The following is a 14880-nucleotide window of genomic DNA, read 5'->3' as shown; positions in this document are numbered from 1 at the left end:
ATGAAACCGAAATTCTGGTTCGTCATCGCGGGAATGACGGCCGTACTGGCGTTGATCATCGCCCTGGTGACGATTTTCTCCACCGGAACCGGACCGCGCGGCTACGTGGCGAATCACTACACCAGAGCGGCACAGCTGGACAAACCCGGCGACGACGACAACAAGGCCTACACCAGCGCGCGGAAGCCCAGCGAGGTGGCCAACTCGGTGTCCCGGGCGTGGACACCGATCTCGCAGTACACGGACGACTCCGGCATCTACCTGCGCTACCGGGAGGACGCCGTCGTAGCGCAGCCGCGGAACAACAGGGGCACGGTCATCCACGTGATGGACATAGACCAGGCGTACGGGCACTACCACCACGTGGTCGGTGGGGTGTGGGGCTGGACCAGCCCGCACGGACAGACCTTCAGGGGACGAGGTCCTGGAGCCGGTAAATGAGCGAACAACAGCAGAAGTACAAGGTCGGCTGCGCGGCGCTGTTCGGGTTCGGGGTGCTCGCCATGATCGTCGTCAACGTGGCCACCGGACTGGACTCGGACGACGAGTCGCCCCTGTTCTGGGACGACGAGAGCAGTCGCTACTCCCGCCAGGACACCTATACCGGACAGCCGATCCCGCGTTTCACCCCTACGGATTCGGAGGACCTCTCGCAGGGTCTGAGCGAGTACGAGCAGCAGTACGGGATCTGCTTCGGCTGGAAGCTCACCGACGGGAGCAACGATTCCGAACGGTCCACCTCGGATCCGGAGAGCAGCTACGACCGGGGGTCCAGCCGCGGCCCCAACACTCCGGCCGACATCTGTGACGAGTGGGTCGAACTGCGAGTCACCGTCGCCTACACCTCCAGCGTCAGCGACCGGTGGAGCGGTGTGGGGCTCGACGTGGCCGAATCCCCCGGCCTGTCGCTCACCACCCCCGGCACCTCGGACTTCGCCGAGCTCGGCATGGACGCGGAAACGTTCATAGAATCCCCGGTCGACGCCACCGGTCACGCGGCGCTGTCCCTGCCGTTGCTGCTGGCCGAGAACAACGAGGACTTCGAGACCAAGCAGGCGGAGAGCAGCGAGGGAACTCCCCCGCAGCAGAGCCTCCCTCCCGCCGACGGCGGCGCTCAGGGCGTGGGCACGTGGATCTGGATGGGCCTGCTGGGGCTGGTCACCGCGCTGGCCGTGGGGTTCGGTATACGCGGGGTGCGCCGTGAACGAGCCGCGCAGTCCGGTCAGAACCCTCCACCCCCGCCCGCGGACAACGCTGCGCAGCCACCTCAACCGGGCGGCGAGCAGGTCCAGCGACCGCAGCAGCCACCGCAGAACCAGTGGCCGGGGCAGCAACCTCCGCAGCAGTGGGGACCACCGCCACAGGGGCCTCCGCAGCAACCACCGCAGGCTCCGCCTCAGCAGTGGGGACAGCCACCGCAGCAACCACCCGACAATCCACAGTGGCATCCCGAGTCCGGCCCGCCCGGCCGGGGACCACAACAGCGATGATCGGCAATCCGTTCGTCTCCGATCCGAAAGGCACTACTGGTGTTCCAGCAACTGATCTCCGGTCTGTCCGCGGCGGTCGCCTACGGCGTGGTCGGCGCGGTTCTCATGGCCCTCGGTTATGTGCTCGTGGACCTGGCCACACCGGGCAAGCTCCGGGACCTGATCTGGGTACACCGCAACGCCAACGCGGCGATCCTGCTGGTGTCCGGTCTGCTCGGAGTCGGGATCATCCTCACCACGGCGATCGCGGCCAGCTCCGACCAGCTGGTTCTCGGCCTGGTCGGCACCCTGTCCTACGGTGTGCTCGGACTGATCCTGATGGGGCTGTCGTTCCTGCTCATCGATGCGCTCACCCCGGGCAAACTCGGCGATGAGCTTTCCACGCCGACCATCCACCCGGGCACGTGGGTCTCAGCCGTGGCACACGTGGTGATCGCGACGATCATCGCGGCCGCGATCTGGTGACCGGGCGCCCGGCCACCCGCGCGAAGCGAGAGTGAGCACCATGTCGACCGAAACCGAACAGCACGAACACGGCAGCACCACCGGGACCGCGACGAGTTCGGAGGACACCGCGGACGGCTTCCGCGGGAAAAGCTTCGCTCGTTTCGCGGTGCTGGTGGCCGTGTTCGTCTGTTCGGCCTGCGGGCTCGTCTACGAGCTGGCCCTGGTCGCTCTCGGCAGTTACCTGGTCGGCAACAGCGTCGGCCAGGCTTCCATCGTGCTGTCGTTGATGGTGTTCGCCATGGGCGTGGGCGCGCTGCTGGCCAAGCCCCTGCAACGCTGGGCCGCGGTTTCCTTCGTGGCCGTGGAGCTGGTCCTCGCGCTGCTGGGCGGACTCAGCGTGCTCGGGCTGTACGCGGCGTTCGCCTGGCTGAGCCTGTACATGCCGATGCTGATCGCCACCTCTCTGGTGCTGGGTGCGCTGATCGGAGCGGAGATCCCGCTGCTGATGGTTCTGCTGCAGCGCATAAGGCGGCAGGAGGCCGGCTCCGCGGTGGCGGACATGTTCGCCGCCGACTACGTGGGCGCGCTGATCGGCGGTCTGGCTTTCCCGTTCCTGCTGCTCCCGCTGCTGGGGCAGATCAAGGGGGCACTGCTCGTCGGCATGCTCAACGCCGCGGCCGGGCTGGGGCTGGTGCTCACCGTCTACCGCAGGGTACTGGGCAAGCGCCTGGTCACGCTGATGACGGTCCTCGCCCTCCTGGTCGGCGGTGTGCTCGGTGGCGCGTTCGCGCTGTCCAGCCACTTCGAGACGACGGCGCGGCAGGCCCTGTACTCCGACCCCGTGGTCTTCGCCGAACGCACCAAGTACCAGGAAGTGGTGCTCACCCGGTCGCGCCCGTTGACGGGCCCCGCGGACACGCGGCTGTACCTCAACGGCGATCTGCAGTTCAGCTCGATCGACGAGCACAGGTATCACGAGGCGCTGGTGCACCCCGCCATGACCGGGGAGCACTCGAACGTGCTGATTCTCGGTGGTGGTGACGGGCTCGCGCTCCGGGAGGTGCTGCGCTACCCGGACGTGGAGCAGGCCACTCTCGTCGAGATGGATCCGGCCGTGCTGCGGCTCGGACGCACCGATCCACGGCTGACCTCGCTGAACGACCACGCTTTCGACGACCCCCGGGTGAACACGGTCACCGCGGACGCTTTCAGCTGGCTGCGGGACAACAGGAACCGCTACGACGTGGTCCTGGTGGACATGCCGGACCCGGATTCCACCGAGACCGCGAAGCTGTACTCCACGGAGTTCTACACCCTGGTCCAGCAGGCCATGGCCGAAGGCGCCCGGGTCAACGTCCAAGCGGGATCGCCGTACTTCGCCGCGGAGGCCTACTGGTGTGTCGAGGCGTCGATGCGGAAGGCCGGCCTGTCCACGGTGCCCTACTCGCGTCCGATCCCCAGTTTCGGCCAGTGGGGGTTCCAGCTGGGCGAAGCGGACGGTTCCGCGCCTTCGCTGAGCCTCCCGGACCGGGCTCCCCCGTTGCGGACCCTCGACGAGGAGACGCTGCGGGCCGCGAGCGTCTTCCCGCCCGACCGGGACCGGATCCCGGGCGTGGAGCCGTCGACCCTGATGCATCCGAAGATCATCGAGTACGAGCGGGGCGCCTGGCAGAACTACTAGGTGGGCCCCGGACCGGGTCTCCGGGGCGCTCCCCCGGCGATTCTCCCAGCGGACCTCGCCGCGGCCTCCTCCTCGACCAGCGGCGGTTCCGCTCCGGCGAACTACGGCAACCGGAACGGAAAACGTCGGTCAACCGCCCTTGCGGTGCTCGTTCGCGCTCGTACCCGTCAGTGTCGGACCGGCCGCCCCCTCCAGGGAACGCAGCAGTTCGGCCAGGCCGCCCGCGAGCGTCTCGCGCTGCTTCGCCCCCAGCGCGGAGAGCAGGTGGCGTTCGGCCTCGAGGTTCCTGGTGAACGCGCGATCGATCGTCTCGGCTCCCTGCTCGGTGAGCCGGACCCTGGCGCTGCGCCTGTCGTACTCGTCCGGGGTGCGTTCCAGCAGCTCGCGCTCGGCCAGTTGCTGGACCCGCTTGGTCGTGGCGGCGCCGGAGGAGACCATCAGGCTGTTGAGCCGCCCCGGGGTGACGGGTTCCGCGCTGCGGCGCAGCGCGCAGAGCAGGTCGAATTCGGAGCGGTTCAGTCCCTCGTCGAGCAGGATCGTGTCCAGGCGTTGCCGCAGCACCGCCGCCGCGCGGAGCACTCTTCCGACCACATCGATGCTGGAGGTGTCCAGCTCGGGGTGGACGTCCTGCCACTGCGCACGTGCGGTCTCGATCAGGTCGGGAGGACGTTTCATGGCACCATCAATTCACTAGTAAAATACTTGTGTAACATTGGGGAATGTGTCCTCGACGATACTGGCACGTCACTTAGGGGAGACTCTCCATCTGAACCGGCGTGGCCCGATTCTGTGGCCCGCCCTCAGAGCTTTTCTCTCGGTACTGGTCCCCCTGGCCCTGCTGCTCCAGCTCGGCCGGGTCGACCTGGTCGGCGGAGCGGTCTTCGGTGCTCTGACCAGCGTCTACTGCCGCAGCGAGCCGTACCGCAACCAGATCAGGGCGCTGGTCGCCGTGGCGACCGGGATGGTGCTGGCCGTGGGGATCGGCGACCTGATCGCCGTGGCAGGCCTGGAACCCCGGCAACAGCACCTGGCGGCGGTCCTCGGCACCGCCGTGGTCGGCGCACTGGCCACAGCGGCCACCACCGCGGCGAAGCTGGGCGCCCCGGGAGGCCTGATCTTCTCCTTCGCGACCGGGGCGTGCGCGAACACGACCCTGGAACCCGCCGAAGTTCCCGCCCACCTCGTCGCCTGCTCCATCAGCGGGGCCTTCGCCTGGGGGCTGTGCGCCCTCGGCGCGGCGTGGGCCGGGCTGCGTCCGCAGCGCAGGGCCGTGGCCGCCGCACTGGAGGCCACGGCGGCCCACCTCGCGAACCGCACCGATCTGATGACCAGGCACCGGGCCGCCGTCGCCATCGAGACGGCCTGGACGCGGCTGCCCCTGGTCGGCCGGCGGAAGCACGAGACGGCGGAGTACGGGGAGCTGATCCAGGCCATCGAGATCTGCGAGGTGCTGCTGGGCTCCGGCCGGGTCGCCTCCGAGACCGTCCGCTCGCTGCGTTCGACGGCGGAGCGGATCCGCGCGGGCGGAACACCGCACCCACCCGGTTATGCCCGCAGTGAGACCCCGCTCGCGCCGCCGCTGCCCCCGTCGCGCTGGCGGGCGGTCCGCGGGGTGCTGCTGGCCGCGGTGCGCCCGCGACGCGCTTCCGGGAACTGGCTGCTCCCGTTCGCGCTGCGGGTCGGCTCGGCTGCCCTGCTCGCGGGAGTGCTGGCCGAACTGCTCGGGCTCGGGCACACGTACTGGGCGGCGGTCTCGGCCGTTTCGGTACTGCAGGCGACCAGCACCTCACGCTCGGTCCCCCGCATGCTCCAGCGCGTCGCCGGAACCCTGGGCGGGGTGTTGATCGGCCTCGCGCTGCTTTCCGAGCACCCGCCCGTATGGGCGCTGCTCCTGCTGCTGGCCGTGCTGCAGTGGGCGGCCGAGGCGACGGTGACGATCAACTACGCGTTCGGACTGCTGTTCGCGACCCCGGTGGCACTGCTGGTCAGCGGGCTCATGAGCTCGGCACCCCCTGAACAGCTCGTCGCGAGCAGGCTGTGGGCGACCCTGCTGGGAGCCGCCGTGGCCGTGCTCGTGGCGCGACTCGCTCCGCACGGAGCCTGGCTGGCCCGGGTTCACGAATCGCTGCGCCTGGTCGGAGAACTGACCGAGCTGCGCGGGGTGGTTCCCCCGGATCGGCTCCGCGCGAGCCTGATCGAGCTGCACGACGCGTACGAGACCGCCGCGGGGGAAGTGCCGGACACCCTGCTGCCCACCGAGGAACTGCTCGCCGTCTCGCGCAGGGCCTACCGGCTGCTGGACTCCAGGGACTATCCCGCTCCGGCCCCGCCCGGGTGGGGCCGGGCCGCCGGAACTCCCGGCGAGAGCGGGTGATCGACGGCTGAGTGCTCACGCCGATCAGGCGAGCACCCGTTCGGCCGGGCCGGTCGTCGGGCAAGCGGCGAGGCCGCTTGTGACCACCCGGACGACTCGCGCCGCCGACCCTCCGAGTTCTCCCGGGAACGCGAGTCCGGACTCGGACTCGCGGGGGAACCTGCGCTCACGGGCCGAACCAACGCTCCTCGACCGAACGGGGCGATCCGGCCGTCGAACCGGTGATCAGTTGCGTGTCCAGCACGACCTCTCGCGGCTGTCCCGTGGATTCGCTCGCGTCGAGCAGCAGCCTGCCCGCGGCCCTGCCCTTCTCCAGCACCGGCTGCCGGACCGTGGTCAGCTCGGCCCGCTCCGCGTCGACGATGCCGTCGAACCCGGTTATGGTGAGATCCTGCGGGACCCTGCGGCCCTGCCTGCGCATCTCGGCCAGCGCTCCCAGAGCCAGTATGTCCGAGGTGCAGATGACGGCGGTGACCTCCGGGTCCATCTCCATCAGCTGGGCCGCGGCCGAACCGCCCGATTCCTGCGTGTGGTCGAAGCGCTCGATCACCGGGACCTGGTCCCACTCGACGCCGACCTCGGAGAACACCTCGGAGAGCGCGGCAAGCCGGGCCCGCTGCACGTGGAAGTGCGCGTTCGCCTGGCGTTCCGGGGACGCGGGACCGTCGTTGCGGTTGCGAGCCAACCGCATGCAGACCACGCCGATCTTGCGGTGCCCGAGTTCGATGAGGTGCCTGGCCAGTCCCTTGATGGCCGTGGCGTCGTCTATGCCGACCCGGTCGAGCTCGGAGATGCTCGGCTGATCGCAGATCACGGTGGGGACGGGGCGTTCCATCACGGCGGCCAGATGGGGGTCGTCATCGGGTACCGAGTAGACGACGAACCCGTCCACTCCCGCACTGTGCACGGCGGCCACATCCTCGTGCTCCGGATTCGCCGGTATCAGCAGCAAGCCGTGCCCCGCGTCCTCGCAGGCCAGCGCGAGCCCTTCGAGGAATCCGACGGCGGCGGGGTCGCGGAACGCGTAGGACAGGTTCTCGGTCAGCAGCAGACCGACTGCTCCCGCCTTGCGGGTGCGCAGTGAGCGTGCCACCGGATCGGGGCCCGGATACCCGAGTCTGCGGGCGGTGTCGAGTACACGTTTGCGCAATTCGGGAGAAAGCTGGTCGGGGCGATTGTAGGCGTTGGACACCGTAGTCCGGGAAACGCCGAGTTCCGCGGCGAGAGAGGCCAGCGTCGCGGGTCGCCTCGAGTTCGTAGACCGCACCATGCAGGAACCGTAACGGTTCAGTAGGCCTGGGTGAAGTTTTGACGACCCGGATTCAAGTCACACGTTTCGAAGTGTACCGAACGAGATCGCGCACGTGAACGAGAGCCGACTCCCGTTCGGGGTTTTCCGCTCGCCCCCGATCGGGTGCTCGCCCGGCGCCACCTCCCACGCCCCCGCCGGGCACCCCGGCAGCGGGTAGCCGCGTACTCACCCGTCCGTGAACCGCGGCGAAAAGGGAGCCGCGTTCGGAAATTCCGGCTGTTCGGGGGTATCGACGACACGCCCGGGAGGCTAATTTGTCCAGACCAATACTTCGATGAAAGGTGAATCACACATGGCCGAGGTCGCCTACATCGACGCCTCCCGCATTTTCCCCGGAACACCGCCCGTGCACGCCGTGGACGAATTGAATCTGGAGATAGCCGACGGCGAGTTCCTCGTCCTGGTCGGCCCTTCCGGTTCGGGGAAATCCACGGCCCTACGAATGGTCGCGGGACTGGAGGACACGGACCGTGGCTCCATTCACATCGGGGGCGGGGACGTCACTTCGGTCTCGCCGAAATCGCGCGACATCGCTATGGTGTTCCAGTCCTACGCGCTCTACCCGCACATGACGGTGGCGGAGAACATGGGATTCGCGCTGAAACTGCGCAGGATGAGCAGGAGCGCGATCAGGGAGAAGGTCGAGCGGGCCGCCGAGATGCTCGATCTCGGCCCCCACCTGGACCGCAAGCCCAGGGAGCTGTCCGGAGGTCAACGCCAGCGGGTCGCCATGGGACGGGCGATCGTGCGCGATCCGAGCGTGTTCCTCATGGACGAACCCTTGTCCAATCTGGATGCCAAGCTGCGCGTCGAGACCAGGGCCAACATCGCGAGCCTGCAGCGGCAGCTCGGAACCACCACGCTCTACGTGACCCACGACCAGGTCGAGGCGATGACCATGGGGCACCGGGTCGCCGTCCTGGCCGACGGCAAGCTGCAGCAGGTCGACACCCCGCGCGAGCTGTACGAGCGGCCGGTGAACTCCTTCGTTGCCGGGTTCATCGGCTCCCCCGCGATGAACCTGCGAACAGCACCCCTGACCGCGGAGGGCGCGCTGCTCGACGGCAGCCCGATCCCGCTGCCCCGGACGGCGCTGTCGGCGGCCTCCGCCCACGGGCTCGACGAGGTGACGCTGGGGCTGCGCCCGGAGTCGCTGAACCTGAACACCTCCGAGCAGGAGGGGGTCGCGCTGACCGTCGAGCTGGTCGAGGAACTGGGCGCCGACGCGCTGGTGCACGCCAAGCCGGAGTCGGCGGGGAGCGCGGAACGGCTGGTGATACGGACCGACGGACGCAGACCGCCCGCCCTGGGGGAAAGGATCTCGGTCACGGCGCGCGACCCGGAGGAACTGCACCTGTTCGACCCGCGCACAGGAAGCAGGCTGTCCCGCTGACCGGTGTGCTCCGCTCTCCCCTGCCGCGGGTGGCCGCCCGGCGGAACCTCTCGCGGTGCGCTCGCCCCGGGGCACCGGCGTCGGGGAGCGGCCGACCGCCGGGGCGCCCCGGCGGTCATCAGCCCGTCTGAGACGAGGTCACGAGCATCACTCCCTCGGAAGGGCGACTGGGTGGAACTCGTCCAGTGGCGACGCGTAGACTCCAATTGATAATGATTTCCATTAGCGGTCGGATCGCGTGACACGACCCCCTAAACAGGAGTCCTCGTGAGCACATTACGTAGTCGCCATGTTCGGAGCGGCGTTCGCCGCGGAGCGGGAGTGCCCGCCACGCTGCTCGGGCTGACAACCACTCTGCTACTCACTTCCTGCGGAACCGGAACCGGTGGATCGGGCGGTGAACCGACCGTCGTCGCCTCCACCGACACGTGGGCCAAGGTCGCCGAAGCAGTGGCAGGTGAGCACGCCGAGGTCGAATCGATCATCAGCGACAACGAGGCCGACCCGCACTCCTACGAAAGCACCCCGCGCGACGCGGCCAAGATCAACCAGGCCGACCTGGTGGTCTACAACGGCGGCGGATACGACTCCTTCGTGAGCCAAGTACTGTCCGGGAACAGCGCGAACACCCCCTCCGTCGAAGCCGTCGCGGCAGCCGAAACCGACGGGGGGCACGGCTCCCACGAGTCCGCGGAACAGTCCACCGAGGGCTCCCACGAAGCACACGAGCACGAGGAGACCTCCGAGAACCCCGGCGGTCACGACCACGCGCACTCCGGTAACGAGCACGTCTGGTACCAGCCGCGCTCCGTGCGACACGTGGCCGAACGGATCGCCGAGCAGCTGAGCGAGCTCAGCCCCGACCACTCCGAGGACTTCGAGCGGTCCGCCGAGGAGTTCGGCCGGCGACTCGACGAGGTCGACGGGGACATCGCGGGAATCGAGCAGCAGCACCAGGGCACCGAAGTACTGACCACCGCCCCGATCGCCGATCTGCTGCTGGACGAGGCCGGGCTGAACGACATCACCCCCCGGTCCTTCGTCCGGTCCGTCGAGTCGGGCAACGACCCCGCCGCGTCCACCGTCGCCGAGCTCCAGGACCTGGTGGACTCCAAGCGCCCCGCGGCCCTGATCTACAACCCCCAGACGGCCTCCCCGCTGACCGAGCGGATCCGCGACCGCGCCGAGCAGAACGACATACCGGTCGTCGCCACGCCGGAAACACTCCCGTCGGACAAGACGTACCCGCAGTGGATCTCGGAACGAGTCTCGGCCCTGAAAACGGCGCTGGACGACGCACCGAGCTCCACCCCGCAGCGCTGACCCGCCACGAACCGTCAGGACGAGATCGTGCGTTACGACCCCCCCACCACCGAAACGGAACCGGCCGTCGAGGCCGGTGACGAGAACACGTCCGCACCGGACACTCCCGCTGTGCGGCTACGCGACGCCCAGCTCTCCTACGGAACGCGTTCCCTCTGGCACGGGCTGGACCTGGACGTGAACCCCGGCGAGTTCCTCGCCGTGCTGGGCCCCAACGGCTCGGGCAAGACGAGTCTGCTCCGCGTGCTGCTCGGACTCACCGATCTCACCGGGGGCAGCGTCCGGATCGCGGGCGAACCCGCCCACCGCGGCAACGACAAGATCGGCTACATCCCGCAGCAGCGCTCCCTTCAGGACAGCCTCGCGCTGCGCGGCAACGACCTGGTCGGCCTCGGTCTGGACGGACACCGCTGGGGGACGGGGCTGCGCGGGCGCCGTCTCCGGGCCGAACGGGTGCGTCGAGCACTGCGGTCCGTGAACGCGGAGGACTACGGCAAGAAGCCGGTCGGGCTGCTCTCCGGAGGGGAACAGCAGCGCCTGCGGATCGCCCAGGCGCTGGTCGCGGACCCGCGGGTACTGCTGTGCGACGAACCGCTGCTTTCGCTGGACCCCTCGCACCAGCACAGGGTGAGCGGCCTGATCGCACGTCAGGCCAGGCGGACCGAAGCCGCGGTCCTGTTCGTGACGCACGAGATCAACCCGGTTCTGCCCGTGGTCGACAGGGTGCTCTACCTGGTGAACGGGCAGTTCCGGATAGGCACCCCGGACGAGGTCATGAACTCGGAAACGCTGTCCGAGCTCTACGGCACCGAGGTCGAGGTGGCCCGGGTCGGCGGGCGGCTCGTCGTCGCCGGAGCCGAGGGGGAGCAGCACCACCACGTGCCGGAGGGAGGGCAGGAATGAACCGGCTGACGGATGCCCTGAGCAGGCTGTTCGAGTTCGAACTCACGGGTGAGCTGCTCGGTTACCCCTTCGTGCAGCAGGCGCTGCTGGCCGCCGCGGCCCTCGGGCTGGTCTCCGGGGTCCTCGCTCCCCTGGTGGTCACCCGGCGCATGTCCTTCGCCGTGCACGGAACCGCCGAGCTCGCCTTCACCGGAGCGGCCGCCGCGCTGCTGATCGGCTTCAGCGTCGGGGTGGGCGCCCTGGCCGGTGCCGTGCTGGCCGCCCTGCTGCTCGGCCTGCTCGGACAGCGGGACAACGAACGGGACTCCGTGATCGGGGCGGTGCTCTCCTTCGGTCTCGGGGTCGGGGTGCTGCTGCTGTGGATGAACCCCGAGCGCACCGCCAACAAGTTCACTCTGCTGGTCGGGCAGATCGTGGGGGTGAGTTCCTCCGACGTCACGCTCCTCGGCGGGGCCGCCCTGCTGGTGCTCGTCGTCACCACCGTGCTGTACCGCCCGCTGCTGTTCGCCAGCGTGGACCCGCACGTGGCCGCCGCGCGCGGAGTGCCGACCAGGGTCCTGACACCGGTGTTCTCGCTGCTGGTGGGGACAGCCACCGCGCTCGGCGTGCACGTGGTGGGCGCCCTGCTGGTCATGGCGCTGATGGTCACCCCGGGCGCGGCCGCCATCAGGGTGACCTCGAGTCCCGCCCGGGCGACCCTGCTCTCGGTGGTGTTCGCCGAGGCCGCGGCGATCGGAGGGATACTGCTGTCGCTGGCTCCCGGCGTTCCGGTCAGCGCCTTCGTCACGGCCATCTCGTTCGGGATCTACCTGGTGTGCCGCTTGGTCGGCAGGATGCGGATCAGCCGGAGCGCCCGAAGCGCCACCGCGGCCACGGCCTAGGGAGCCTGTCGGCCCGGTTCGCGTGGGTGCTCACTCGGCGGAGCCTCGGGCCGCGGTGCCGGTTGCTCGGAGCGTTTCGCGCGGAACGTTCCGAGCAGCGGGACGAGAGCTCACTCGACCGGGTGCTTCTTGAGGACCGCACCCACTTCGTCCGCCAGCTGGGGCGTGAGCATCGAGTAACGTCCTCCCGCCAGGAAGCGCTCGGAGAGCTCGAACATCACGACATCGCCCTCAGCCAGCATTCCGCCCGTCCGCTGCGGGTTCTTCCGCACGTTCTCGGGGTGCGAGATGGTCAGGTCGGAGAACGCGGCACCGAGGTAGGGACTCGCGAACTGGGTGAACGAGTCCGCGATCATCCTCGTGGGCTCGTCGATCATCCCCTCGCGCGGTGCCGACTCCAGGTGCAGCGGTTCGTGGAAGTCACTGCCGACGAACCTCGTGTTGTCGCTCCCACCGTCCGGGGCCAGCGAGTACGACCGCACCGTCCACTCCTCGTCCTCGCCGAGCATCCCCGGAATGTCGGCACGGTGCCGATAGGTTCTCCCCTGCCGGACCCGCCACGAGTCACTGACCCCCGGCTGCAACGACTCCGCCAGCTGCCTGGTCATCTCCAGCCCGCCCGCGTGCCGCCAGTGGGTGTCCCGCTTGGTGTAGATCGGACCGCCCTGCTCACGGGCCACCGCACGCAGCGGTTCCCTCATGTCGAGGGCGCCGGTGGCCGCGGGCAACCGGTCCCAGAACTCCGAACGCAGCTCCCGCATGCACTGCCTGCCGACGTAGTCGTCCGGCATGTACCGCGAATACACCGTGGACTTGTCCGGGGCGACGACCAGCCGGAACTCCCGGCCGGACTCCTCGACCACCGAACGCCAGCGGCGCAGCCCCTCGATTATCCGATCCAGCTCCATCTCCGGAAGACACTTGTACGAAACGTCGTGCCCGAGGAACAGCCACCCCTGCTCGCCCCTGACCACATCGGGGAAAACAGCAGGATCGGGTTTGGAGTCGCTCCTCCCGCCCTCTCCCCCGCCGCCACCGCCGACGGGTGCTCCGCCCGATTCGGTGTCGTGCGGGGCCGGTTCGCCGAACACGCCCTGACTGATCCCCTCCATCGCGGTGACGGCCTCGGCGCGAAACGTCAGGTGGTCGGAGGCCCAGTCGTTCATCCCGGTGAAAAACCCCCACCCCTCGGTGACACTCGGGAAAGGGGTCAGCGCCCGGTTCTCCACCGGAACCGCCCGTGCGCCGAGGGTCCACGCGAGCACGGGCGCGGCGAAGAACAGGAACGCGCACGCGAGAGCGAGGTACTGCCTGGCCCCGTGCCGGGGCCGGTGCAGCGGATGCTCCCGCGGCAGCCAGGCCTCGTGCACGGGAGGGAGTTCCGCGGCAGCGGTAGCTTTCTCGTCGTCGGCCACACCGGTGGCACCACCCCGTTCGCCGGACACGTCCACACAGTACCGACAACGCCGCGCCGTCACGGACTGATTCGCGAAACCACGGGGAACACGCGACTGACGACCACCCGCGCGTTCAGAACTGGTAGTAGAGGAACGGGCTGAACGAGCCGCTGGCGACGAGCAGACCGGAGTAGAACGTCCCCAGCGTCATGACGCCGAACCGGACTCCCGCGGCGGCACGGCCGCGGGCCACCTCCAGGTAGGTTCCCGTCCCCGCGCCGGTGGGCAGCAGCAGGACCACCAGGGCTGCCAGCAGGATCAGCGTGCGCTGGTTGGTCACCGCCGCGTCGACCACCGCGCTCACCCCGGCGAGATCGGGGACCAGCATGCTGCCCAGCATCGTCACCGCGCTGCCCAGATCGGGGGCGCGGAAGAACACCCAGCCCACCGTCACCAGCAGCACGGTCGCCACCCGGCGGCCCACCCGCTCCGGAAAGCCGGACGGACGCCGGTCGAGGCCACACGCCCGCTCGATCACCAGCAGCACCCCGTGGAACAACCCCCACACGAGGTAGGTCCACGCCGCACCGTGCCAGAAACCGGTCAGCACGAACACGATCGTGAGGTTGCGGTAGGTGCGTACCGTGCCGTTCCGGTTGCCCCCGAGCGGGATGTAGACGTAGTCGCGGAACCAGCGCGACAACGACATGTGCCACCGCTGCCAGAACTCGGTGACCGTCACCGAGGAGTACGGTCGCGCGAAGTTCTCCGGCAGCCGGAAACCCAGCATCCGCCCCAGACCGATCGCCATGTCCGAGTAGCCGGAGAAGTCGAAGTAGAGCTGCACCGTGTAGGAAATCGCACCGATCCAGGCGACCGCGAAGGTCATGTCCCCGGCCGAGGTGGAAAAGGCCGCATCGGAGACGGGGGCCAGGCTGTCGGCCACCACCACCTTCTTGCTCAACCCCCAGGCGAACCGGGGAAAACCCGCGGCTATGTCGTCGAGCCGGTGGGTGCGCCGCTGCGGCAACTGGTCGGCTATCTCCCGGTAGCGCACTATCGGCCCGGCGACGAGCTGCGGGAACATCGCTATGTAGGCGACGAACGCGATCGGGTCCCGCAGGGCGGGCCGTTCCCCGCGGTAGATGTCGACCACGTAGGAGATGTGGTGGAAGGTGTAGAAGGAGATGCCGATCGGCAGCACGAACTCGATCTCGGGCAGGTGCCCGCCGAACCAGCTCGCCAGCACCGCGGCCTGCTCGGAGGCGAACCCCGCGTACTTCCACACCCCGAGCACGGTCAGGTTGACCAGCACCGCACCGAAGAGCAGGTAGCGGCGACGGCTCCTGTCGAACCCCCACTCGTCCGGCTCCAGATTCCTGCCGACGAGGAAGTTCACCACGACGCAGCCGAGCAGCAGTGCCGTGGTGCCGCCCGCACCGCTGGCGTAGAAGACCAGACTGCCCACGGCAACCACCGCGTTGCGGCCCCCGCGCGGAGCGAGCAGCACGGCGAGCAGTACCGCGGGCAGGAAGTACCACAGGAAAAGCGGAGTTGCGAACGACATCGGTGTCCGGGCTCGGGTCGGCGTGGAACGAAGGCTCCCGGTCGGTTATCGCGAGAACTCTAACCGAGCGCCACTTTCCGCCGGTACCGAATGCGTGGATTCCGCGGTGAGG

At 69.0% G+C, this 14880-nt stretch carries 13 protein-coding genes; 9 read left to right on the top strand and 4 right to left on the bottom strand.

The features are described 5' to 3' along the window. From FHR84_RS11330 to FHR84_RS11315, 4 genes are read left to right on the top strand one after another with little or no spacing between them, the layout of a single operon-like run. A complete protein-coding gene (locus FHR84_RS11330) occupies positions 1 to 441 on the top strand; it encodes a DUF4247 domain-containing protein (RefSeq protein WP_179535465.1) in 441 nt (146 codons plus the stop codon). Next, on the top strand, positions 438 to 1490 hold the full coding sequence (locus FHR84_RS11325; protein WP_179535464.1) for a hypothetical protein: 1053 nt from the start codon (positions 438 to 440) through the stop codon (positions 1488 to 1490). Before FHR84_RS11330 ends, FHR84_RS11325 begins: the two co-directional genes overlap by 4 nt. 39 nt (positions 1491 to 1529) lie before the next feature. After that, on the top strand, positions 1530 to 1955 hold the full coding sequence (locus tag FHR84_RS11320) for a DUF350 domain-containing protein (protein ID WP_179535463.1): 426 nt from the start codon (positions 1530 to 1532) through the stop codon (positions 1953 to 1955). Positions 1956 to 1995: 40 nt separating this feature from the next. Continuing rightward, positions 1996 to 3618: a polyamine aminopropyltransferase gene (locus FHR84_RS11315; protein ID WP_179535462.1), complete on the top strand. Its 1623-nt coding sequence runs from the start codon at positions 1996 to 1998 to the stop codon at positions 3616 to 3618. A 129-nt stretch (positions 3619 to 3747) separates the two neighbouring features. Here the strand turns inward: FHR84_RS11315 and FHR84_RS11310 are convergent, their stop codons facing one another. Then, positions 3748 to 4293: a MarR family winged helix-turn-helix transcriptional regulator gene (locus tag FHR84_RS11310; protein WP_179535461.1), complete on the bottom strand. Its 546-nt coding sequence runs from the start codon at positions 4291 to 4293 to the stop codon at positions 3748 to 3750. 46 nt (positions 4294 to 4339) lie between these two features. Between FHR84_RS11310 and FHR84_RS11305 the strand changes: the two genes are divergently transcribed. Beyond that, positions 4340 to 5992, top strand: coding sequence for an FUSC family protein (locus FHR84_RS11305; RefSeq protein WP_343075240.1), 1653 nt, complete (start codon positions 4340 to 4342; stop codon positions 5990 to 5992). Between the two features lie 166 nt (positions 5993 to 6158). Here the strand turns inward: FHR84_RS11305 and FHR84_RS11300 are convergent, their stop codons facing one another. Further along, positions 6159 to 7262, bottom strand: coding sequence for a LacI family DNA-binding transcriptional regulator (locus FHR84_RS11300; protein WP_179535460.1), 1104 nt, complete (start codon positions 7260 to 7262; stop codon positions 6159 to 6161). A 334-nt stretch (positions 7263 to 7596) separates the two neighbouring features. Here FHR84_RS11300 and FHR84_RS11295 point away from each other — a divergent pair, with 334 nt between their 5' ends. The 4 genes from FHR84_RS11295 (at position 7597) to FHR84_RS11280 (ending at position 11804) form a co-directional block, all read left to right on the top strand. Next, on the top strand, positions 7597 to 8697 hold the full coding sequence (locus tag FHR84_RS11295; RefSeq protein WP_179535828.1) for an ABC transporter ATP-binding protein: 1101 nt from the start codon (positions 7597 to 7599) through the stop codon (positions 8695 to 8697). A gap of 267 nt (positions 8698 to 8964) precedes the next feature. After that, complete coding sequence (locus FHR84_RS11290; RefSeq protein ID WP_343075239.1) at positions 8965 to 10020, top strand: metal ABC transporter solute-binding protein, Zn/Mn family; 1056 nt, start codon at positions 8965 to 8967, stop codon at positions 10018 to 10020. Between the two features lie 27 nt (positions 10021 to 10047). Further along, entirely contained in the window at positions 10048 to 10923 is an 876-nt protein-coding gene (locus FHR84_RS11285; RefSeq protein ID WP_425489892.1) for a metal ABC transporter ATP-binding protein, read from the top strand. Further along, positions 10920 to 11804, top strand: coding sequence for a metal ABC transporter permease (locus FHR84_RS11280; protein WP_179535459.1), 885 nt, complete (start codon positions 10920 to 10922; stop codon positions 11802 to 11804). Before FHR84_RS11285 ends, FHR84_RS11280 begins: the two co-directional genes overlap by 4 nt. A gap of 110 nt (positions 11805 to 11914) precedes the next feature. Here the strand turns inward: FHR84_RS11280 and FHR84_RS11275 are convergent, their stop codons facing one another. After that, complete coding sequence (locus FHR84_RS11275) at positions 11915 to 13249, bottom strand: alginate O-acetyltransferase AlgX-related protein (RefSeq protein ID WP_343075238.1); 1335 nt, start codon at positions 13247 to 13249, stop codon at positions 11915 to 11917. A gap of 85 nt (positions 13250 to 13334) precedes the next feature. Next, positions 13335 to 14768 carry an MBOAT family O-acyltransferase gene (locus FHR84_RS11270; protein ID WP_179535458.1) on the bottom strand — a complete coding sequence of 478 codons (1434 nt, stop codon included), beginning with the start codon at positions 14766 to 14768 and terminating at the stop codon, positions 13335 to 13337. Positions 14769 to 14880 lie beyond the last annotated feature (112 nt).

Origin of the sequence: Actinopolyspora biskrensis (assembly GCF_013408175.1) — a bacterium.
GTDB classification, from domain to species: domain Bacteria; phylum Actinomycetota; class Actinomycetes; order Mycobacteriales; family Pseudonocardiaceae; genus Actinopolyspora; species Actinopolyspora biskrensis.
Note: the sequence above shows the minus strand (reverse complement) of the source record. Positions and strands in the feature narration are given on the sequence as shown.